This window comes from Pseudomonas sp. BS-2016, assembly GCF_001806145.1.
Taxonomy (GTDB): domain Bacteria; phylum Pseudomonadota; class Gammaproteobacteria; order Pseudomonadales; family Pseudomonadaceae; genus Aquipseudomonas; species Aquipseudomonas lundensis.
Genome location: NZ_MLCT01000019.1, coordinates 361,515 through 382,491, shown reverse-complemented (window position 1 = coordinate 382,491; position 20,977 = coordinate 361,515). Strand labels below are relative to the sequence as shown.

The following is a 20,977-nucleotide window of genomic DNA, read 5'->3' as shown; positions in this document are numbered from 1 at the left end:
CCAACCGAAACCAAATTGCCACCATCTGTGATGGAGGGCGGCGCTTACCTGGAGTGATGCCATGAGCACATTTGCAGTGTTTGGAATGACCCGCGACGTTGCGCTGGCCGAGGCCAAGAAGCGCACCAAAGGCACCCGCAAGAATGTAGAAGCACCGGGCGGCGTTGAGCCAATCCCGCTCGCAGAATGGATGGAGCTGGTCGAGAAGAAGACCGAGCAGATTATGGGGGGGGTACGGTTCGGCAGCTATCGCCGCTGTTCGATGCCCCGCAGTACGCCCAGCAGTTCATTGCGCTGGCCCGAAAAACCATTCAATGCCGGGATCTGCGGATCAGGGCCAAGCGCGTTATGACTGACGCTGACGGGAAGCCAATCATCAACCCAAAGACAAAAGCACCAAAGGTTGGGTTTTGTGAATGGCAGCCCGCAAAAGCCGCATAGATACACCCCCCCCGGTTCTAACAATCTCCCTTCATCAAATATCACGCCATCTGGCGAGGCGAAGCCATGGCCGCTTACTACAACGAAATTGACCCGTATGCCGCCCAGTGGCTGCGAAACCTGATCGATGCCGGGCATATCGCGCCCGGCATCGTGGACGAACGGAGTATCGAAGATGTCCATCCAAACGACCTGCGCGGATTCACGCAGTGCCACTTCTTCGCCGGCGTTGGCGCCTGGTCTCTCGCCCTTCGGCGTGCCGGCTGGTCAGATGATCGACCTGTTTGGACCGGTTCCTGTCCTTGCCAACCTTTCAGCGCGGCAGGCGCTGGAGCTGGGTTTGAGGACGCAAGGCACCTTTGGCCAACCTTCGCCTGGCTCATTAAACAGTGCAAACCTGCAATCATCTTTGGAGAGCAAGTTGCGAGCAAGGCTGTCGAGCCTTGGGTCGACCTTGTACACGCTGACTTGGAAGCCTTGGGTTACGCCTTCGGGGCCATCCCGTTCCCGTCTGCGGGCGTCGGTGCGCCGCATATCCGCGACCGACTCTACTGGATGGCCGACTCCAAAAGTGGCCGATACGAATGGCCCAGGAAACTCAACCAATCGACAGGGAGGGATGGCCCTTCACACTTGCGCGCAACTGGTGGGATGGACAACGCCGACGACACGCGACCACAAGGACACGCCGGGCATGGTGGCCCAGCGGAACGGAAAGGATCGGATCGACCAACTTCCGCGACAGGCGTATTTAGCGGGCTGGAACACACCAGACTCGACAATGATGCAAGCCAAGTCGAAACCGCCGGTGATTGGAAATCGAAAGCCGACAGATCCACAGATATCACTGGCGGATCAGGCATTCCATCTCGCGGGCTGGCCGACCTGCACAGCGACGGATGCGATCAAGGGCGGCAGTGTCAGCCCACGACCGGGAATGATGGGGCTGAGCGAGACAGCGCCGCTAGCGGGATGGGCGACACCAACAGCAACAGATCACATAGAGCGCAAAGGACTTCGGCCGAGTCGAGCAGCGACAGGCCGAACAGGTGGGTATCTATCGGAGGAAGTGGTGATTCACTTACCGGTAGAACAGCAGGCCCGATTAACGGCCTGTGGGCAGATGCTGACTGGCTCTTCTGCCGGGATAGAAAGTGGCGGGCAGTTGAACCCGGCACATTCCCGCTGGCTCATGGCGCTGCCTCAAGAGTGGGACGACTGCGCGCCTACGGAAACGCCATCAACGCTGAAGCGGCGACGCAATTCATAGCTGCTTTCCTCGAAATCTGAAACTCACTTTTCATTCTGCTGGGCATGCCCCGGCAAAGGACGACTCATGACAGCCCTCCGCCGAACCGTCCAAAAGCGCGGCATCCCGATCCAGAGGCTGGATCTGCAAACCATATGCGACCAATGCAACACGTCACGCGCCCACGGCAACCACACCAAATGCAGCAAGTTGCGCCAGGCCAAAGCGGTTGAGCGGCGCGCACGGGAGAAGGTATGACCAATAAACCGATGTTGAGCGTTGAGCGGGATTCAATTGCTCTTGAGGCTCTGAAGGTCGCTCGCCAGTTTATAGCCAATGGCATTGAGCTTGGTCATATCAGAATGCCTGAACCCGAAACGCCAGACCCTGCGCACGATACCCTTCCTATGATTGATCGGGCGATTGTAGAGCTGCGCGCCCTTCTCAATAAGCCAGATGGGAAAAACTGGGAATACTTCCATAACGCTATGGAATCTGAGCGGGACTACTGGAAAGCACTTGCGCAGAAGCAAGCCGCCCAGCACCAGGGCGATACAAACCCAATTACTGGGGATATGTATCGTCTTATGGAAGCCTACCGTATTGGTGAATTCAGTGCTGAAAGTGGATCTGAAACCGTAGAGGCTTTATCTGTAGCAGCTTTCGATTCCGTAGAAAGCCAAGGCCACGATGCTGATAGCTACATGGCTGGTTACTGTGCTGCGCTCTACGAGCAAGGCAAGCCGTTTATAGGGCTGGCACTTAAACCTAAGCACCAGGTAGAACCGGTCAAGTGGGAGCGAATGTCGATAATGGAAGGCGGTAAGTGGTGGCCTTGCGATGATAAGGAAGAGGCTGATGCAGCGGTTCTGTGCGGATGGAAGGTGCGAGCTCTCTACGCCGAGCAGCCCGCGCCGGTAGCGGAGGTTATGCCATTTGCCGAAAAAGTAATCGCCAAGCTACAGAGATTTGAAGCATGTGTAAGTGACGGGCAGGACGTTGATATTGATCGTCACTGGTTTGACGTGCTGACCCATCTTGGGCTTTTGCGGCGCGTTCAGCGCAGCCCTGCATATTGGGAAATAACGCAGCAAGGCGAAGATGCTTTAAAAACAACCCACTGCAATTCCCCGCAGTAACCCCTCCCCCCCCTAATTTCAAACGCACCAGCCGTAACCGGCATGGCAAGGTAACTCTATGAACACTCAAAACACCCAACCAACCGAACTGATCGCGCTGCCCGAAGTTATCAAGATTACCGGCTTCAAGACCACGAAGATCTACGACATGGTGAATAAAGGCGCCTTCCCGAAAAAGGTGCACCTCGGCACACGCTCAGTGCGCTGGGTTAAAGCCGAGGTGTTGCAGTGGGCCAATGATCAAATGGCGGCACGTGAGCACCGCGCTTAATCGGCGGCCTCGGTCGCATCGAGAAAGTCAGCCCACTCCTGCATCATCACTCTCCGCTGTTCCACGTACTCCGCATGGTTGTACGTCTTGCGCACCTTGTTATCCCCCGCGTGGGACAGCTGAGCCTCGATCCAGTCCTCTTTGTATCCCATCTCATTTAAGGCCGTTGAAAGCGTGGCGCGTATTCCGTGCCCGGTCAGTCGGCCTTCATATCCCATTTTTTTGATCGCGCTATTTACCGTGTTCTCGCTCATCGGTGTGTTCGGGTGATTCCTCCCGGGCAACAACAACCGACAGTGCTCACCGGTCATGCCTTTCAATGCACGCACCACCTCTACCGCCTGCCGCGACAGTGGCACCAGATACGGCGGTATTACATCCCCCTCTGTTCTAACCCGGCTGCGCAACTGCTTAACGTTGTCAGCCGGCACTGTCCACAGCGCGGCGTCCAGATCGAACTGATCTGGCGTTGCCGCTCTCAGCTCACCCGTCCGAACGCCTGTCAGCAGCAATAGCCGGATCGCATGCATAGTGAATACCGAACCTTTGAAATTGCGCAGGTCCAGCAGGAACGGTTTGAGTTCCGAACGTTTCAGGAAAGGGTTGTGTTTCGCTGGCGGCTGCACGGCGGCAACAATATCGATATCTGCCGCAGGGTTGGTCTCGATCAGGCCCTGCGCTATGGCGTAGCGAAAAATCTGATTCAGCCAGGTGCGGCACTTCTCAGCCACATTCAGCGCGCCACGCTTTTCAACGCGATGTACTGCCGCTAGTACATCGGCACGCTTGATTTGGCCGATGGGGATTTTGCCCAGCATCGGTATCAGGTCTTTGTCCAAATACCTACGCGATTGCGCCGCGCCACCCTTCACAGCAGCCACCAGGCGCGGAGACTTGAAGTCGTACCATTTGTTGGCCACAACTTCGAAGGTGTTCTCGACCTCGGCACCAGCAGCGCGTCGGGCCTGCTTGCGCTCTAGCCGCGGATCAATGCCTTTTGCAACGAGCGCACGCGCCTGATCCCGGAGTTCACGGGCTTCACGGAGGGTAATTTCGGGATATGTGCCAAGAGAGATGCGCGGTTGTTTGCCGTGCCAGCTAAATCGAAAGTGCCAGGACTTCTTGCCGTTGGCAGCCACGAACAGCGAAAGGCCGTCGAGATCACTCAGCGTAAAGTCTTTGTCACGGGGCTTGGCTTGCCTGACAGCGGTGTCAGTGAGGGGCATTAGTACATCACCATAGTGCTCGAATTACCGATGGACTGGCTAATGTACTAAAAATGTTGGGAAGGTGGCGAAAGAAAGCGAAACGCCACAAAAGAAAAAACCCGCTCAAGGCGGGTTATTTCAAGGGTTTCGCGAAAGTCAGCGAGACTGTGCGAAACCATGTTTGGTGCGGACGGAGAGACTCGAACTCTCACACCTTGCGGCGCTGGAACCTAAATCCAGTGTGTCTACCAATTCCACCACATCCGCATTTCAAACTTTTGAAGCAAAGACGCCAGATTATTAATCTGGCGTCTTTCTAAATATGGGGTGGACGAAGGGGATCGAACCCTCGACAACGGGAGTCACAATCCCGTGCTCTACCAACTGAGCTACGCCCACCATATTGCCTGTACTGCCTACTTGTGCCAAAGCTGCCTAATGGCGCACCCGGCAGGACTCGAACCTGCGACCATCCGCTTAGAAGGCGGATGCTCTATCCAGCTGAGCTACGGGCGCCTTATTAATCTGTACTCTGTGACGACTACAAACTAAGTGCTTTCAGTATCACCAAGCTAGACATCAACTTCGCTCTACCTTCTTAACCAGTGCTAGGCTGTGCCCGACAAGTGCGACGAATGTTATAGGTGAGTCGGTAGGTCGTCAACTCTTTTTTAAAAAAAGTTTAGAAATATAAAGGGGTTAGGGGATTAAGCAGACCAAGCGCCTTTGCCCTCACGCCATGGCATGCGAGAATGCACGCCCTTTTTCCACCCTTTTCGATGGTTAATCACGCGTAATGACTGCACAACTAATCGACGGCAAAGCGATCGCCGCCAGCCTGCGCCAGCAGATTGCCAAACGTGTTGCCGAGCGTCACGAGCAAGGCCTGCGCACTCCTGGTCTGGCAGTGATTCTGGTCGGCAGCGATCCTGCCTCCCAGGTTTATGTTTCGCACAAGCGTAAAGACTGCGAAGAGGTAGGCTTTCTTTCACAAGCCTATGACTTGCCTTCCGATACCAAACAGCAAGACCTGACCGACTTGATCGACCGCCTCAATGACGATGCGAACATCGACGGCATTCTGCTGCAATTACCGCTGCCAGAGCATTTGGACGCTTCCAAACTGTTGGAGCGCATCCGCCCTGACAAAGACGTAGACGGTTTCCACCCCTACAACGTCGGGCGCCTGGCACAACGCATCCCGCTCCTGCGCCCTTGCACCCCGAAAGGCATCATGACCCTGCTGGAAAGCACAGGCCAAAACCTGTACGGAATGGATGCCGTCGTCGTTGGCGCCTCCAACATTGTGGGGCGTCCAATGGCCATGGAGTTGCTGCTGGCAGGCTGCACCGTGACCGTCACCCACCGTTTCACTAAAGATCTGGCTGGCCATGTCGGCCGCGCCGACCTCGTGGTGGTGGCCGCTGGCAAACCGGGCCTGGTCAAAGGTGAGTGGATCAAGGAAGGCGCCATCGTGATTGACGTCGGGATTAACCGTCAGGCGGATGGCAAGCTAGTGGGTGACGTGGTTTACGAGACCGCCCTGCCCCGCGCAGGCTGGATCACCCCCGTTCCGGGCGGCGTAGGCCCGATGACGCGTGCCTGCCTGCTTGAGAACACGCTGTACGCCGCCGAGACGTTGCACGGCTAAGCGCTCAATCCATTGAGGCCAACGGCACCTTCGGGTGCCGTTTTTGTTGGCGATAACTTTCCAGACAAACAAAAGCCCGCACGAAGCGGGCTTTTGTTGGTACGGCGATTAACTAGTCAGCCAGACGCCAGGTGGTTGCGCCCTTCCCGTCTTCGAGCACAATCCCCATTTCGGTCAATTGATCACGAATACGATCGGATTCGGCCCAGTCTTTTGCCGCACGTGCCGCCAAACGCGCCGCGATCAGAGCTTCTACCTGCGCAGCGTCGACCTTGCCTTCAGCGCCTGCCTGCAAGAAATCGTCTGCCTCAAGCTGCAAAACGCCCAGCACATCCGCCAACTGCTTGAGACGAGCCGCCAAACCAGCCGCCGCCTGAAGATCAGTTTCACGCAGGCGATTGATTTCACGGACCATCTCAAACAAGACCGCACACGCTTCCGGCGTACCGAAATCGTCATTCATCACCTGAGTAAAACGCTCTACAAACGCTTCACCACCCGCTGGCTCAGCCTTTGGCAAGCCTTTGAGCGCATGGTAGAAACGTTCAAGCGCTGCTTTCGCGTCCTTCAGGCTGTCTTCCGAATAGTTGATCGAGCTGCGGTAATGGCTGGACACCAACAAATAGCGCACCACTTCCGGATGATATTTCTCCAGCACGTCGCGAATGGTGAAGAAGTTGTTCAAGGATTTGGACATCTTCTCGCCATTGATGCGAATCATCCCGCAGTGCATCCAGGCATTGGCGTAGGTCTTGCCCGTCGCCGCCTCACTCTGGGCGATTTCGTTTTCATGGTGCGGAAACTCAAGATCACTGCCGCCACCGTGAATATCGAACGTCTCGCCCAGGCAGCAGGTAGACATGACCGAACATTCAATATGCCACCCCGGACGACCCGGCCCCCACGGCGATTCCCAGCTAGGCTCGCCGGGCTTGACGCCTTTCCACAGCACGAAATCCAGCGGATCGTCCTTGGCTTCGTCAACTTCGATGCGCGCACCGATACGCAGGTCTTCGATCTTTTTACGCGACAACTTGCCGTAGCCCATAAATTTGGCCACGCGGTAGTACACGTCACCATTGCCCGGCGCGTAAGCAAACCCCTTGTCTATCAAGGTCTGGATCATCGCGTGCATGCCAGCAATATGATCCGTGGCACGCGGCTCCATGTCCGGTTTGCGGATATTGAGCCGCGCTTCGTCTTCATGCATCGCGGCGATCATGCGCTCGGTCAACGCCGTGAAGGACTCATTATTTTGGACCGCGCGATTGATGATCTTGTCGTCGATATCCGTAATGTTGCGTACATAGGTCAAGTCATAGCCACTGAAACGCAACCAGCGGGTAATCAGGTCGAAAGCAACCATGCTGCGACCATGACCCAGATGGCAATAGTCATAGACCGTCATGCCGCACACGTACATGCGCACGTTGTTACCGTCCAGCGGCTTGAAGACTTCTTTGCTCTTGGTGAGCGTGTTGTAGATCGTTAGCACGACGACTTCCTTAAAACTGACTCACTGACCCCAAGAATCGCGCAGGGTTACGGTGCGGTTGAATACCGGACGACCCGGTTTCGAGTCCTTGATATCCGCGCAGAAGTAACCTTCGCGCTCGAACTGGAAACGGTCTTCAGGCTGTGCATTCCCCAAAGAAGGTTCAGCACGACAACCGGTCAGGACCTGCAGCGAGCCAGGGTTGATGTTTTCGAGGAAACCCGCACCGTCTTCAGCCTTTTCAGGATTCGGCGAACGGAACAGACGATCATAAAGACGCACTTCACATTCAACGCTGGCCGCAGCCGGCACCCAGTGCACAACCCCTTTGACCTTGCGACCTTCCGGGTTTTTACCCAAAGTTTCCGGATCGTAGGAACAACGCAACTCGACGATATTGCCCTCGGCATCCTTGATTGCTTCATCCGCGCGAATGACATAACTGCCACGCAGCCGCACTTCGCCCGCAGGCTCAAGCCGCTTGTAACCTTTTGGCGGCTCTTCCATGAAGTCATCCCGGTCGATATAGATTTCGCGCGCGAACGGCAGCACGCGCACACCCATGTCTTCTTTTGGATGGCAAGGCAGCTCAAGGTTTTCAACCTGACCTTCCGGGTAGTTGGTGATCACAACCTTCAACGGACGCAAGACGCACATGGCACGCGGCGCGCTTCGATCCAGATCGTCGCGGATGCTGAACTCCAGCATGCCGAAATCGACCACACCGTCGGAACGGTTGGTGCCGACCATGTCGCAGAAGTTACGGATCGACTTGGGGGTATAACCACGACGGCGGAATCCCGACAGCGTGGACATGCGCGGGTCGTCCCAACCGTTGACGTGCTTCTCATCAACCAACTGCTTGAGCTTGCGCTTGCTGGTGATGGTGTAGTTCAGATTCAGGCGCGAGAACTCGTACTGACGAGGCTTGCTCGGCACCGGCAGATTGTCGAGGAACCACTCATACAGAGGACGGTGACCTTCAAATTCGAGGGTGCAGATCGAATGAGTAATCCCTTCGATGGCATCAGACTGCCCATGGGTGAAGTCATAGTTGGGGTAGATGCACCACTTATCGCCCGTCTGATGGTGATGAGCATGGCGAATGCGATACAGAATCGGGTCGCGCAGGTTCATGTTCGGCGAGGCCATGTCAATTTTGGCACGCAACACACGCTTGCCATCTTCGAACTCACCCGCCTTCATGCGCGCAAACAGGTCGAGGTTTTCCTCTACGCCGCGGTCACGAAACGGGCTGTTTTTGCCAGGCTCGGTCAGGCTGCCGCGGTACTCTTTGGCCTGTTCAGGCGTCAAGTCGCAGACGTAGGCCTTGCCCTCTTTAATGAGGTAAACCGCCCACTCGTGCAACTGGTCGAAATACTGAGAGGCATAGCGCACTTCGCCGGACCATTGAAAGCCCAGCCATTTGACATCGCTTTCAATGGCGTCAATGTATTCCTGGTCTTCCTTGGCCGGGTTGGTGTCGTCAAAACGCAAGTGCGTGACACCACCAAACTCTTCAGCCAGCCCGAAGTTCACGCAAATCGATTTGGCGTGACCAATGTGCAGGTAACCGTTGGGCTCGGGCGGGAAACGGGTCACGATCTGTTTGCATTTACCCGAGTCAAGGTCAGCCTGAACGATTGGACGCAGGAAATTGGCCGGGACAGCTGGGCCAGCCTTTGGATTCAGAGTGGGGTCGACAGTGGGCTTGCTCATAGGATCCTTGAACATAACGAGTGCGCGGCCTGGGTCGGCCGACTAAATCAAAGCGCCTATCATAGCCGATGCTGTCAAGCCACTGACAGAGCAGGCGCTCAATCAAAGCATTTGAAATCGCCGCTTTTAGTACCCATATCGTAAAAACCGCATCGAAATGCCGCGCGAGCACGCTAAACTCCGCCCCGCGGCTGTTTCTACCCAGCCAGCTCAGGGGTTGGGGCGACCCATACCGCCTCCGGGCCCGACGAATTCTCTGATAGAGCGATAACACCATGTCAAAAGTAAAACTGACCACCAACCACGGCGACATCGTGCTCCAACTGAACGCTGAAAAAGCGCCGATCACGGTTGCCAACTTCATCGAATACGTAAAAGCCGGCCACTACGAAAACACCGTTTTTCACCGTGTCATCGGCAACTTCATGATCCAGGGCGGCGGTTTTGAGCCGGGCATGAAAGAAAAGAAAGACAAGCGTCCAAGCATCCAGAACGAAGCCGACAACGGCCTGCCGAACAAGAAGTATTCGGTAGCCATGGCCCGCACCATGGAGCCGCATTCTGCTTCTGCTCAATTCTTCATCAACGTGGCTGACAACAGCTTCCTGAACCACAGCGGAAAGACCGTTCAGGGCTGGGGCTACGCAGTGTTTGGCGAAGTCGTTGAAGGTCAGGACATTGTCGACAAGATCAAAGCTGTCGCAACCACTTCCAAAGCTGGCCACCAGGATGTACCTGCAGACGACGTGATCATCGAGAAAGCCGAGATCGTTGAGTGATACTGCTGATTTCAGATTTGCATCTGGAAGAGGAGCGCCCGGACATTACCCGGGCGTTTCTGAATTTCCTGACCGGGCGCGCGCGCTCGGCTCAGGCGCTGTACATCTTGGGCGACTTTTTTGAAGCCTGGATCGGCGACGATGCAATGACGCCCTACCAGCGCTCGATCTGTGACGCACTGCGCGCCCTGAGCGATGGCGGTACTGATGTGTTTCTCATGCACGGCAACCGTGACTTTTTATTGGGCCGGGCCTTTTGTAAAGCGGCCGGCTGCACCCTGCTGAAAGACCCAAGCGTCGTGGACTTTTACGGCGAACCCGTGCTCCTGATGCACGGCGACAGTCTGTGTACCCGCGACGAAGCCTACATGCGCTTACGACGCTACCTGCGCAACCCGGTAACACTGTGGGTGTTGCGTCACTTGCCAGTAAGCACCCGCCACACACTCGCGCGTAAATTGCGCAGCGAAAGCCGCGCCCAGACCCGCATGAAAGCCAACGACATTGTCGACGTGACCCCTGAAGAGGTTCCGCGGATCATGACGCAGTTCGGCGTCCACACCTTGATCCACGGCCACACACATCGACCGGCGATTCATAAATTGCAGATTGGTGAGCAGGCCGCCAAGCGGATTGTGCTCGGCGACTGGGACCGTCAAGGCTGGGTGTTGCAAGTGGATGAGCAAGGCATGCAACTCACGCCGTTCGACTTTCAGCTGACATTGCCAGCTGCCACGCACCCCTGAACCACCCGAGCCTCGCCGACAGAGCACTGACCGGCGTCGCCAAAGGCCAAGACCCAGTACGTCGCGGCCTTCGGCTATCCCCGCCTCATCCCTGCTAAAAGTGTCTCAATGCCCGCTGGCCGCTGGCCCCGCCTTGGCAGCAAAGGGTGGTTTGGCCAGCCATACGATCAAAATCAAGCCCATGAACATCCAGCCCATCATCGTGAAGTAATCCACGGTCGACAGCATGTACGCCTGGCTGGTCAGGATTTGATCCATCTGAGCGTAGGCCTTGGTACTGGCACCCCCCAGATTTTCTAGGGTATGCCGGGTAATTGGATCGTACGTACTGATGCTTTCACTCATGTAGGCATGATGCTGATCCGCCCGGCGAATCCAGATCCACGTGGTCAATGAGGCCGCGAAACTGCCGCCCAATGTACGCAAGAATGTAGCCAGCCCGGCCCCGTCGGCAATTTGATGTGGGGGCAAATCCGACATCAAAATGCTCAACGTCGGCATAAAGAACAGCGCCACGCCAATCCCCATAAACAGTTGCACCATTGCGATGTGCTGGAAATCCACTTCATTGGTGAATTCGGCGCGCATAAAGCAGCTCAGGCCAATCGCCAGGAAGGCCAGCCCCGCCAACAGTCGCAGGTCAAATTTATGCGCGTACCTGCCCACGAACGGAGACATCACCACCGGCAAGATGCCGATAGGTGCAACGGCCAGACCGGCCCAAGTGGCCGTGTAACCCATTTGGGTTTGCAGCCATTGCGGCAGAATCAAGTTGATACCGAAGAAGCCGGCATACCCCAATACCAGTACCAGCGTTCCAATACGGAAGTTGCGATGGGCGAACAGGCGCAGGTTGACGATCGGGTGTTTGTCAGTCATTTCCCAAATGACGAAGGCCGCCAGTGCAACCACTGACAGCGCGGTACCCATCAGGATGAAGCTGGATTCGAACCAGTCCAGATCATTGCCTTTATCGAGCACAATTTGCAGGGCGCCCACCCCGATGATCAGCGTGATCAACCCCACATAGTCCATGGGCTGGCGGGTGATAACCACGGGGCGCGCTTTCAACTGCTGGCGCACGACCATGACCGCGAATATTCCGATCGGAATATTAATGAAGAAAATCCATGGCCAACTGTAACTGTCCGTAATCCAGCCACCCAAAATCGGCCCGGCAATGGGCGCCACCACCGTGACCATCGCCAGCAATGCCAATGCCATCCCCCGTTTTGCGGGTGGATACACAGCAATCAACAGGGTCTGAGTCATCGGGTACAAAGGCCCCGCGACCAAGCCCTGCAGGACCCGAAAGCCCACCAGTTCAGGCATCGACGTGGAAATTCCGCACAAAAATGAAGCCAGCACGAACAAAATCGTCGCCCATAAAAACAGCTTCACTTCACCGAAGCGGCGGCTCAGCCAGCCGGTCAATGGCAATGCAATCGCGTTGCTGACCGCAAAAGAAGTGATGACCCACGTCCCCTGCTCCGAACTCACCCCCAAGTTGCCGGAAATGGTGGGCAGCGCGACGTTGGCAATGGTGGTATCGAGCACTTGCATAAAAGTGGCCAACGACAGGCCAATGGTGGCAAGCAGCAGGCTGGGCGGCGTAAAAGACGCGTTTGTACTCATCGCAAATCCTTTAAAACAGAGAGCGCAACCCCGCCGTAGCGACGGGGTCAGTGGATTGGCGAATCAACGCGCAGCGGCGGCATTGCTCAAGGCGGCACTGTTACGGTCAATCAGGCGCGCGATCAAGGCTTCAGCATCGGCCAATTGTTTTTCATACACATTGGTCGTGAAGGTGGCTTTTTGCGGTGGCTGTTGCGCCAGCACCGGGCCACTCTGGTCATGCAAGTTCACCTCCACCACGGTCGACAAACCCACCCGCAACGGGTGCTGCGCCAATTGGTCGGCATTGATATGAATACGAACCGGTACCCGCTGGACAATTTTGATCCAGTTGCCAGTCGCGTTTTGCGCTGGCAACAACGCAAACGCGCTGCCTGTACCGGCGCCGATACTGTCGATGGAGCCGCTGTATTTCACATCGCTGCCGTAAATGTCCGATTCGATCTCAACCGGCTGGCCGATACGCATGTTATGCAGCTGGGTTTCCTTGAAGTTGGCATCAATCCATAACTGATTCAGCGGGATAACGGCCATCAGCGCCGTGCCCGGCTGGACACGCTGACCCAGCTGAACCGTGCGTTTCGCCACATAACCGGTCACTGGGGCAATCAGGGTGGTGCGCGCATGCTCCAGGTACGCCTGACGCAATTGCGCGGCGGCCGCGAGTACATCGGGATGGTTAGCGACGGCGGTGTTATCCACCAATGCCGTGGTGGTATTTAACTGTTGTTCGGCATTGCGCAAGGCACTTTGTGCCGATGCCAGATCGTCCCGCGCATGGGACAGCTCTTCCTGCGAAATTGCGCCGCCCGCAGCCAGACTTTTACGACGGCTGTAGTTGTCCTGAGCCTTTTGCACTTCGGATTTTTGCGCAGCCACTTGAGCCTTCATGCCGTTCACATTGCTGAACAAACCACGCACCTGACGCACCGTACGCGCCAGATTGGCTTCAGCACTTTGCAGCCCGACTTGCGCATCGCTCGGGTCAAAATTGAGCAATACCTGACCTTCGTGAACCAGATCGCCATCATCGACGCCAATGCTCACCACCGTACCTGTCACCAGAGGCGTGATTTCAACCACGTTGCCATTGACGTAAGCGTCGTCAGTGCTTTCACTCCAGCGGCCGTACAGTTCGTGCCAGGCCCAAACGCCTACGATACCGAGCACGACCAGCAGCGCGAGGGCACCCAGCCAGAGTTTGCGTTTACGCGAGCCACCCGCGTTTTCGTTGTGTTGCGTTTCATTCGGTGTTTGCACAGAGGCCATGACCATTACCTGAAATTATTCTGCCAGCGAGGCTTGGGAGGGAACGGCCAACGCCGTGTGAGCGGGCTCGAAGCCGCCGCCCAAGGCCTGCATCAATTGAATCGAGAGATCGATCTGTTGCGCGTTCAAATCAGCCAATTGGCGCTGAGCCTGAAGCAGTTGCTGTTCAATGCTGAGCACGTCCAGGTAGTTACCGACCCCCGAACCATAACGCTGCAACACCGTGTCGTAGGAGTCCTGCGCGATATCGGCGGCACGCTGTTGAGCCGTAATCTGACGGCCCGTGGCCCCCAATTGCCCGAGGGTATCGCTGACTTCGCCAAGGGCGCCCACGACTGTTTTGTTGTATTGCGCCACCGCCAGATCGTAATTGGCGTCCTCCGCATCCAGCCCGGCGCGTAAACGCCCGCCATCAAAAATCGGCAGCGTCAACGCTGGCGCAATATTGAAGAAGCGGCTTGCCGACCCGAACAACGCATCCCCTAGCAACGACTGAGTACCCGCTGCGGCCGTTAAATTCAGGTTGGGGTAGAAGCGGGTCTTGGCCGCAGCAATGTTTTTGCTGGCCGCTTCCACGCGCCAGCGCGCCGCGACCACGTCCGGCCGACGCCCCAGCAAGTCCGCAGGCAATGTACTGGGCAATGCCACGGCGCCCGGTGCCAACTTATTGGGCCGGGTGATTTCCTGACCGCGATCCGGTCCCTTGCCAAGCAACACCGCGAGCGCAATACGCGCCGAATTGAGCTGTTTCTCGGCGTCAATCAGTTGCTCTTGAGCGCTGGCCTCAAGGCTTTCGGTTTGTTGAAACTGATAATGGCTGTCGATGCCTGAAGCCAAACGACGCTTGCTCAGGTCCAGCATTTTTCGCGTGCGTTGCAGATCCTCTTGCGACAGATCTCGCACTTGGAAGGCATGTCCCAAATTGCTGTAGGCACGCGCCACATCGCCCGCCAGCGTAAGACGCGCGGCCTGGCCGTCCACTTCCGCTGCACGGGCTTCGCCCAATGCGGCTTCCCACGCAGCGCGCTGACCGCCCCACAAGTCAAAGGTGTAATTGAAGGTCAGATTAAGGTCACGCTCGGTGCTGTAACGTCCACCTTGCCCGCTTGGATCTTGTGATCGAGACAGGCGCGAGCGCGTGACATCCCCGTTCGCATCCAGCGTGGGCATCCGCGCCGCGTTCGCTGAACGGGCAGCAGCCGTGGCCTGATGTGTGCGGGCGCTGGCCACTTGCATGTCCGGGCTGTCACGCAAGGCCTGCGCAACCAGGCTGTTAAGTTGCTGATCGCCCAATCGCGTCCACCATTCCTTTTCGGGCCAGGCGGCGGGGGTGACGCTGACGTTTTTGAAGGAGTGACCGGCCTTCAAGTGTTGGGCATCAAGGCTGATGCCCTGGGGGTTCAGCCCGTGGTAATTGGCACAGCCAGCCAACACCATTGACGCAAATACCAGGCCCAAGCCCGTACGCAAGGTTTTGTCGCTCATTTTCCACCCAGGCGCTGCACCGTGATCGTGTCACCGGCGGCGAGCAGTATTTTTTTCAGGATATGTTCAAGACTTTGCAGTTCTTGCGGGGTTATCGCGCCAGCCAACTGGTTCATGGCAGCGGCACCGATGGTCGGGAGTTGATCGGCCAGGCCTTGCCCCTCCTCTGTAAGCACTAACCGCACCTGACGCCTGTCGGCCTCGGAGCGCTGACGCACCAACAGATTTTTTTGCTCAAGACGATCGAGCATGCGGGTCATCGAACCGCTGTCGATGCACAAGTGCCGACACAGCTCGGCCGGGGTGTCCACCTCGAACTGCGCCATGATGATCAGCACTTTGAACTGCGCAGCCGTGATGCCATACGGCTCCATGTGCGTATCAATAATGCGGTCCTTGAGCAACGCCGCACGACCCAGGAGTAAACCCAGGGTGCAATTTTGGAAGTTATCGGGGGAAAAGTGCTTCATCGGCCACCAGGAAGCTGCTTAAGCAGTAATGTTTCAAAATATTACTGTCTAGGCAGCTAATGTCAAGGCGATAAATAGCCAGCTATCTATTCATGCCAATGGCGTCTGACCGACGGGGTGGGTCCGCCACTCGTAGCAATGAGCTGTTTGATAAAAAAACAGGGGCTGACGCAAGGGATGCCTGCGCCAGCTGAAGGCTACGCCTGAGCAGGCACGCCACTGTGGAAGCGAAACTCAACGTCAGGGCTTTCGATGAGTGCTTGCTCGGCGTCGCGAACGCGCTCAATGACCTGAGCAATGTCCTTGGCGTCGCCGTATTGATAGGCCAATTTCAAATAGCCCTGGAAATGCCGCGCTTCGCTTTTCAGCAAACCGAAATAAAACGTGCCCAGCTCTTCGTCCAGGTGCGGCACCAGCGCCTCGAAACGCTCACAACTGCGCGCCTCGATAAAAGCCCCTACCACCAGCGTGTCTACCAGCTTCACGGGCTCGTGGTTGCGTACCACTTTGCGCAAGCCTGAGGCGTAGCGGCCTGCAGACAACTGGCGAAGTTCGATCTTGCGCTTTTTCATCAAACGCATGACCTGCTCGTGGTGCACCAACTCTTCGCGGGCCAGACGCGACATCATGTTGATCAGGTCAACATGGGAGTGATATTTGGCGATCAGGCTCAGCGCCGTGCTGGCAGCCTTGAACTCGCAGTTTTTATGATCGATGAGCAGGGTTTCCTGATCGGCCAGCGCTGCCGCGATCCAGCCATCGGGCGTTCGGCAACCAAGAAACTCGTGAATTTCAGGAAGAATCACGCGAACGCTCCCGAAATAAGAAGGGTGCGCGACGAGTCGGCAGTAGGCAGAGAAGTGACAGGCATGAGGCTCACACAGGCTGGAGTGACAAAGCCGCCGATTATACGGGGCCCACGGCACAGCACCAGCCTGGCGAGTTGATATGCATCAACGTGCGAGCAACCCGTGAGCAACTATAGTGGTTGCACTTAATCCTCCATGGAGCCTCGACCATGCAAAAGATCAAAAAGCTGCTGGTGGTGATCGAACCCGAGTTAATGGAAAGCCTTGCCCTCAAGCGCGCCAAACAAATCGCCGAAAAGACCAAGGCCGCCCTGCACCTCTTGATTTGCGACAAAGAGGACAAACACGCCGCATTGCTCAGCGTCCTTGAGAACGCGTTAAGGGCCGAAGGCGTTACTGCCAGCAGCGAACGGTCCTGGCATGAGAGCAAGCACCAGACCATTATCCGGGCGCAGCAGGCTGAGAATTGCGGCCTGGTGATCAAGCAGCACATTCCTGACAACCCCCTGAAAAAACTCTTGCTCACGCCCGAAGACTGGAAACTGTTGCGCTACTGCCCGGCTCCGGTATTGCTGGCTAAATGTGCAACGGACTGGGACAACGGTGTCGTGCTGACCGCGGTGGACGTGGGTAATGACGATGCCGACCACATGGAACTGCACAAGAGCATTGTTGACGCCGGTTTTGAAATCGCCAGCCTGGTTAAAGGCAAGCTGCATGTGGTCAGCGCCTACCCGGCTCCCATGCTGGCCGCCGTTGAAGCCGCCTACCCGATTGAAACGGAATACGAGGCGATTTATCGCAAGGCGTGCGAAGGGTTCCAGAAACAGTACGACATTGACGGCAGCCGCCTGCATGTCGAGGAAGGCCCGGCCGATGTGATTATTCCGCGGGTTGCCGACGAGCTACACGCTGCCGTGACCGTCATGGGCACAGTGGCGCGCACCGGGTTTTCGGGGGCGCTGATCGGTAACACCGCAGAAGTTGTCATCGACAAACTCAAAAGTGACATCTTGGTGCTCAAGCCAGAAGAAATGACCCGTCACCTGGAAAAACTGGCATCCAAACATTGACCTGCTAATCAGTTGCCCAGCGCATCTTTCAAGAAACTGGGGGCGATGTAGCGCTGATAGTGGGCTTCGGACAGCAGGAAAAATTCCCGATCAATGGCGTCTCGCAGCTCGGGCAAATTCCAGTCGCGAAACTCGGGCAACAGCACCATTCCGTACGCTTCCAGCTGATTGATCACCCGCGCCCCGCGGGCAATCAGCTGGTAGGCCCAGCAATATTCGGACTGATGGGGGACAAACCGGATTTGCCGCGCCAGCAACTGGCCACGCAGCTTTTGAGGGTCAAAGACTTCAACCTTGCCCGCCATCACCTGCACGAGCAACTGCTCCAGACGCATCCACACTGCGCGCTTCTCGTCGTCGTTGTAACCGTTCCAGTGGATCACTTCATGATGGAAACGCTTGCATCCACGGCACACCAGGTCGCCGTAAACCGTCGAACACAGGCCGATACATGGAGTCTTGATGGTTTGGTTGGGCATGGCGAAATAGAGCACTGCAGAGCGAAACAGGCGGGCATGTTAGCCCTTTGTCTAACGCAGATCACCCCTCAACCTTCAGGGGTTAACTTACCTTTACCAAGTTTTTCCCGTAGAATCGGCCTGCCTTTTAAGGCGCCAATGTCCGTTAGAAGCTGTTTTCAAAGCGTCACGAGCACAGTTGATCCTGAAGAACGGTGTTGGTGATGGGTACTTGCCAGGCAACTGCCCGCACCAACGTGCACCACCCCTCCGTTCCCAAGGCGTAAAACTTTGAAAACAGCTTCTGTTGGGAATCTCTGCAACTCTGGCTAAGCGGCTCATAAAGCCCCGCAGCGCATGAGTGCCTTGCATTCCTGGATGAGCGTCCCGGACACCCATTTGGGACCAATGATGAGGGTAATAACTGTGCTTGAAGCCTACCGCAAACATATCGAAGAGCGCGCAGCACTGGGTATCGTTCCCCAGCCGCTTAACGCCGAACAAACTGCAGGCCTGGTTGAGCTGCTGAAAAACCCGCCTGCTGGCGAAGAAGAATTCCTCGTTGACCTGATCACCAACCGCATTCCACCGGGTGTTGACGAAGCGGCCTACGTAAAAGCCGGCTTCCTCGCTGCCCTCGCGAAAGGTGAAGCCACCTCCCCCCTGATCAGCAAAAAGCGCGCTGTTGAACTGCTTGGCACCATGCAAGGCGGCTACAACATCGTCACGCTGGTTGACCTGCTGGACGACGCAGAGCTGGCTCCGGTGGCTGCCGAGCAGCTCAAGCACACCCTGTTGATGTTTGACGCCTTCCACGACGTGGCTGAAAAAGCCAAGAACGGTAATGCCCACGCCAAGGCGGTGGTGCAATCCTGGGCTGACGGCGAGTGGTTCAAAAACCGCCCTACCCTGGCAGACAAAATCAGCCTGCGCGTATTCAAGGTGACCGGCGAAACCAACACCGACGACCTGTCGCCTGCCCCAGATGCCTGGTCACGTCCTGACATCCCGCTGCACGCGCTGGCCATGTTGAAAATGGCCCGTGATGGCATCGTGCCAGACGTCCAGGGCTCCATCGGCCCGATGAAGCAAATCGAAGAAATGCGCGGCCAGGGCTTCCCTATCGCCTACGTCGGTGACGTTGTCGGTACGGGTTCTTCGCGTAAATCGGCTACCAACTCGGTACTGTGGTTCTTCGGCGACGACGTGCCTTACGTGCCGAACAAGCGCGCCGGTGGTTTCTGCTTCGGCAGCAAAATTGCTCCGATCTTCTACAACACCATGGAAGATGCGGGCGCACTGCCTATCGAGTTTGACGTCAGCAACATCAACATGGGCGACGTGATCGACCTGTACCCGCACGCTGGTAAAGTCTGCAAGCACGGTACCGACGAAGTCATCACCACCTTTGAACTGAAAACCCCGGTTCTGCTGGATGAAGTCCGCGCTGGCGGCCGTATTCCGCTGATCATCGGTCGCGGCCTGACTGAAAAGGCACGCGCCGAACTGGGCATGGGTCCGTCTGACCTGTTCAAAAAGCCTGAAGCGCCTATTGAAAGCACCAAGGGTTTCACCCTGGCGCAGAAAATGGTCGGTAAAGCCTGCGGCGTAACCGGTGTTCGTCCGGGCACTTACTGCGAGCCGAAAATGACCACCGTGGGTTCTCAGGACACCACCGGCCCAATGACCCGTGACGAACTGAAAGACCTGGCATGCCTGGGCTTCTCGGCGGATCTGGTGATGCAGTCGTTCTGCCACACCGCGGCCTATCCAAAGCCGATCGACGTGACCACCCACCACACCCTGCCTGACTTCATCATGACCCGTGGCGGCGTTTCCCTGCGTCCGGGCGACGGCATCATCCACAGCTGGTTGAACCGCATGCTGCTGCCTGACACCGTCGGCACCGGTGGCGACTCCCACACCCGCTTCCCAATGGGCATTTCGTTCCCGGCCGGTTCGGGTCTGGTGGCATTTGCTGCCGCGACTGGCGTCATGCCACTGGACATGCCGGAATCGGTTCTGGTTCGCTTCAAAGGCAAAATGCAACCTGGCATTACCTTGCGCGACCTGGTTCACGCCATTCCTTACGTGGCAATCCAACAAGGCCTGCTGACCGTAGAGAAAAAGGGCAAGATCAACGAGTTCTCGGGTCGCATCCTGGAAATCGAAGGCCTGGACAACTTGAGCATCGAGCAAGCGTTCGAACTGTCCGACGCGTCGGCAGAACGTTCGGCTGCTGGCTGCACGATCAAACTGTCCAAAGAGTCGATCACCGAATACCTGAAATCCAACATCACCCTGCTGCGCTGGATGATCGGTGAAGGTTACGGCGATGCACGCACCCTTGAGCGTCGCGCTCAAGCGATGGAAGCCTGGATTGCCAACCCGCAATTGATGGAAGCCGATGCTGACGCCGAATACGCGCACATCATCGAAATCGACCTGGCTGACATCAACGAGCCAGTGCTGTGCGCCCCGAACGACCCGGATGACGCCCGTCTGCTGTCCAGCGTTGCCGGCGAGAAAATCGACGAAGTATTCATCGGTTCGTGCATGACCAACATCGGCCACTTCCGCGCAGCGGGCAAGTTGCTCGACAAGGTCAAAGGTCAGTTGCCAACCCGTCTGTGGCTGTCGCCGCCGACCAAAATGGACGCTCACCAGCTGACTGAAGAAGGCTACTACGGCATCTACGGCAAAGCCGGCGCGCGCATGGAAATGCCAGGTTGCTCGCTGTGCATGGGTAACCAGGCACGTGTTGAGCCGAACGCCACCGTGGTGTCGACTTCAACCCGTAACTTCCCGAACCGTCTGGGTGACGGCGCCAACGTATACCTGGCTTCGGCCGAGCTGGCGTCGGTGGCCTCTATCCTGGGCCGCCTGCCTTCCGTTGAGGAATACATGGCGTACGCAGCTGAGATCAACACCATGGCGGCGGACGTTTACCGCTACCTGAGCTTTGATCAGATCGCTGAATTCCGTGAAGCGGCAGCCAATGCCAACATCCCGGTTATTCAAGCGTAAGCTGACGCTGTAACGAAAAAGCCCCGACTCGCAAGAGCCGGGGCTTTTTCATG

18 protein-coding genes and 3 tRNA genes are annotated in these 20,977 nt (G+C 56.8%); 9 read left to right on the top strand and 12 right to left on the bottom strand.

The features are described from left to right. The first annotated feature begins 61 nt into the window (after positions 1–61). From BKD70_RS12150 to BKD70_RS12135, 4 genes are all read left to right on the top strand, one after another. Positions 62–352, top strand: coding sequence for a hypothetical protein (locus tag BKD70_RS12150; RefSeq protein ID WP_080960364.1), 291 nt, complete (start codon positions 62–64; stop codon positions 350–352). Between the two features lie 155 nt (positions 353–507). Next, positions 508–1,731, top strand: a complete 1,224-nt coding sequence (locus BKD70_RS25360) for a DNA cytosine methyltransferase (RefSeq protein ID WP_047276663.1) — start codon at positions 508–510, stop codon at positions 1,729–1,731. A gap of 213 nt (positions 1,732–1,944) precedes the next feature. Beyond that, complete coding sequence (locus BKD70_RS12140) at positions 1,945–2,829, top strand: hypothetical protein (protein WP_047276665.1); 885 nt, start codon at positions 1,945–1,947, stop codon at positions 2,827–2,829. A 58-nt stretch (positions 2,830–2,887) separates the two neighbouring features. Next, entirely contained in the window at positions 2,888–3,100 is a 213-nt protein-coding gene (locus tag BKD70_RS12135) for an AlpA family transcriptional regulator (protein WP_047276666.1), read from the top strand. Here the strand turns inward: BKD70_RS12135 and BKD70_RS12130 are convergent. The 4 genes from BKD70_RS12130 to BKD70_RS12115 all read right to left on the bottom strand — a co-directional run bounded on the left by BKD70_RS12130 (position 3,097) and on the right by BKD70_RS12115 (position 4,824). Continuing rightward, on the bottom strand, positions 3,097–4,326 hold the full coding sequence (locus tag BKD70_RS12130; protein ID WP_047276668.1) for an integrase arm-type DNA-binding domain-containing protein: 1,230 nt from the start codon (positions 4,324–4,326) through the stop codon (positions 3,097–3,099). The two genes, BKD70_RS12135 and BKD70_RS12130, sit on opposite strands and share 4 nt — an antisense overlap. Before the next feature lie 164 nt (positions 4,327–4,490). Beyond that, positions 4,491–4,575, bottom strand: a tRNA-Leu gene (locus tag BKD70_RS12125). 56 nt (positions 4,576–4,631) lie between these two features. Further along, positions 4,632–4,707 (bottom strand) — tRNA-His (locus BKD70_RS12120). Positions 4,708–4,747: 40 nt separating this feature from the next. Continuing rightward, positions 4,748–4,824: transfer RNA gene (locus tag BKD70_RS12115), tRNA-Arg, on the bottom strand. A gap of 280 nt (positions 4,825–5,104) precedes the next feature. On the opposite strand from BKD70_RS12115, the gene folD reads away from it, so the two are divergent. Then, the gene (gene folD, locus BKD70_RS12110; RefSeq protein ID WP_047276671.1) at positions 5,105–5,959 is read left to right on the top strand and encodes a bifunctional methylenetetrahydrofolate dehydrogenase/methenyltetrahydrofolate cyclohydrolase FolD; all 855 of its coding nucleotides are present in this window, start codon (positions 5,105–5,107) and stop codon (positions 5,957–5,959) included. Positions 5,960–6,071: 112 nt separating this feature from the next. Here the strand turns inward: folD and cysS are convergent, their stop codons facing one another. Together cysS and BKD70_RS12100 are read right to left on the bottom strand one after the other, a co-directional pair. After that, positions 6,072–7,454, bottom strand: a complete 1,383-nt coding sequence (cysS, locus tag BKD70_RS12105; protein WP_047276672.1) for a cysteine--tRNA ligase — start codon at positions 7,452–7,454, stop codon at positions 6,072–6,074. A gap of 21 nt (positions 7,455–7,475) precedes the next feature. Then, the gene (locus tag BKD70_RS12100) at positions 7,476–9,173 is read right to left on the bottom strand and encodes a glutamine--tRNA ligase/YqeY domain fusion protein (protein ID WP_047276674.1); all 1,698 of its coding nucleotides are present in this window, start codon (positions 9,171–9,173) and stop codon (positions 7,476–7,478) included. Between the two features lie 275 nt (positions 9,174–9,448). On the opposite strand from BKD70_RS12100, the gene BKD70_RS12095 reads away from it, so the two are divergent. Both BKD70_RS12095 and lpxH read left to right on the top strand, forming a co-directional pair. Then, entirely contained in the window at positions 9,449–9,952 is a 504-nt protein-coding gene (locus tag BKD70_RS12095; protein WP_047276676.1) for a peptidylprolyl isomerase, read from the top strand. Then, positions 9,949–10,698, top strand: coding sequence for a UDP-2,3-diacylglucosamine diphosphatase (lpxH, locus tag BKD70_RS12090; RefSeq protein ID WP_047276678.1), 750 nt, complete (start codon positions 9,949–9,951; stop codon positions 10,696–10,698). The genes BKD70_RS12095 and lpxH overlap by 4 nt, the downstream gene beginning before the upstream one ends. A gap of 105 nt (positions 10,699–10,803) precedes the next feature. Here the strand turns inward: lpxH and BKD70_RS12085 are convergent, their stop codons facing one another. From BKD70_RS12085 to BKD70_RS12065, 5 genes are all read right to left on the bottom strand, one after another. Continuing rightward, positions 10,804–12,333, bottom strand: a complete 1,530-nt coding sequence (locus BKD70_RS12085; protein ID WP_047276680.1) for a DHA2 family efflux MFS transporter permease subunit — start codon at positions 12,331–12,333, stop codon at positions 10,804–10,806. A gap of 63 nt (positions 12,334–12,396) precedes the next feature. Beyond that, on the bottom strand, positions 12,397–13,602 hold the full coding sequence (locus BKD70_RS12080; RefSeq protein WP_047276682.1) for an efflux RND transporter periplasmic adaptor subunit: 1,206 nt from the start codon (positions 13,600–13,602) through the stop codon (positions 12,397–12,399). A 15-nt stretch (positions 13,603–13,617) separates the two neighbouring features. Then, a complete protein-coding gene (locus BKD70_RS12075; protein WP_047276685.1) occupies positions 13,618–15,087 on the bottom strand; it encodes an efflux transporter outer membrane subunit in 1,470 nt (489 codons plus the stop codon). Then, complete coding sequence (locus BKD70_RS12070; protein ID WP_047276687.1) at positions 15,084–15,557, bottom strand: MarR family winged helix-turn-helix transcriptional regulator; 474 nt, start codon at positions 15,555–15,557, stop codon at positions 15,084–15,086. The genes BKD70_RS12075 and BKD70_RS12070 overlap by 4 nt, the downstream gene beginning before the upstream one ends. Before the next feature lie 197 nt (positions 15,558–15,754). Then, positions 15,755–16,363, bottom strand: a complete 609-nt coding sequence (locus BKD70_RS12065; RefSeq protein ID WP_047276689.1) for a tRNA-(ms[2]io[6]A)-hydroxylase — start codon at positions 16,361–16,363, stop codon at positions 15,755–15,757. Between the two features lie 212 nt (positions 16,364–16,575). On the opposite strand from BKD70_RS12065, the gene BKD70_RS12060 reads away from it, so the two are divergent. Beyond that, positions 16,576–17,439: a universal stress protein gene (locus BKD70_RS12060; RefSeq protein ID WP_047276690.1), complete on the top strand. Its 864-nt coding sequence runs from the start codon at positions 16,576–16,578 to the stop codon at positions 17,437–17,439. An 8-nt stretch (positions 17,440–17,447) separates the two neighbouring features. Here BKD70_RS12060 and BKD70_RS12055 read toward each other — a convergent pair whose 3' ends face one another. Beyond that, positions 17,448–17,918 (bottom strand): DUF1289 domain-containing protein, encoded by a 471-nt coding sequence (locus tag BKD70_RS12055; RefSeq protein ID WP_047276693.1) that lies wholly within the window; start codon positions 17,916–17,918, stop codon positions 17,448–17,450. 405 nt (positions 17,919–18,323) lie between these two features. Here BKD70_RS12055 and acnB point away from each other — a divergent pair, with 405 nt between their 5' ends. Continuing rightward, on the top strand, positions 18,324–20,924 hold the full coding sequence (gene acnB, locus BKD70_RS12050) for a bifunctional aconitate hydratase 2/2-methylisocitrate dehydratase (RefSeq protein ID WP_047276694.1): 2,601 nt from the start codon (positions 18,324–18,326) through the stop codon (positions 20,922–20,924). The last annotated feature ends 53 nt before the right edge of the window (positions 20,925–20,977 follow it).

Excerpts from the sequence above, each read along its gene's own strand:
- folD (WP_047276671.1), top strand. The coding sequence starts at position 5,105 with ATGACTGCACAACTAATCGACGGCAAAGCGATCGCCGCCAGCCTGCGC.
- BKD70_RS12100 (WP_047276674.1), bottom strand. The coding sequence starts at position 9,173 with ATGAGCAAGCCCACTGTCGACCCCACTCTGAATCCAAAGGCTGGCCCA.
- BKD70_RS12095 (WP_047276676.1), top strand. The coding sequence starts at position 9,449 with ATGTCAAAAGTAAAACTGACCACCAACCACGGCGACATCGTGCTCCAA.
- BKD70_RS12055 (WP_047276693.1), bottom strand. The coding sequence starts at position 17,918 with ATGCCCAACCAAACCATCAAGACTCCATGTATCGGCCTGTGTTCGACG.
- BKD70_RS12075 (WP_047276685.1), bottom strand. The coding sequence starts at position 15,087 with ATGAGCGACAAAACCTTGCGTACGGGCTTGGGCCTGGTATTTGCGTCA.
- BKD70_RS12060 (WP_047276690.1), top strand. The coding sequence starts at position 16,576 with ATGCAAAAGATCAAAAAGCTGCTGGTGGTGATCGAACCCGAGTTAATG.
- BKD70_RS12150 (WP_080960364.1), top strand. The coding sequence starts at position 62 with ATGAGCACATTTGCAGTGTTTGGAATGACCCGCGACGTTGCGCTGGCC.
- BKD70_RS12130 (WP_047276668.1), bottom strand. The coding sequence starts at position 4,326 with ATGCCCCTCACTGACACCGCTGTCAGGCAAGCCAAGCCCCGTGACAAA.
- BKD70_RS12080 (WP_047276682.1), bottom strand. The coding sequence starts at position 13,602 with ATGGCCTCTGTGCAAACACCGAATGAAACGCAACACAACGAAAACGCG.
- BKD70_RS12085 (WP_047276680.1), bottom strand. The coding sequence starts at position 12,333 with ATGAGTACAAACGCGTCTTTTACGCCGCCCAGCCTGCTGCTTGCCACC.
- BKD70_RS12135 (WP_047276666.1), top strand. The coding sequence starts at position 2,888 with ATGAACACTCAAAACACCCAACCAACCGAACTGATCGCGCTGCCCGAA.
- BKD70_RS25360 (WP_047276663.1), top strand. The coding sequence starts at position 508 with ATGGCCGCTTACTACAACGAAATTGACCCGTATGCCGCCCAGTGGCTG.
- BKD70_RS12140 (WP_047276665.1), top strand. The coding sequence starts at position 1,945 with ATGACCAATAAACCGATGTTGAGCGTTGAGCGGGATTCAATTGCTCTT.
- BKD70_RS12070 (WP_047276687.1), bottom strand. The coding sequence starts at position 15,557 with ATGAAGCACTTTTCCCCCGATAACTTCCAAAATTGCACCCTGGGTTTA.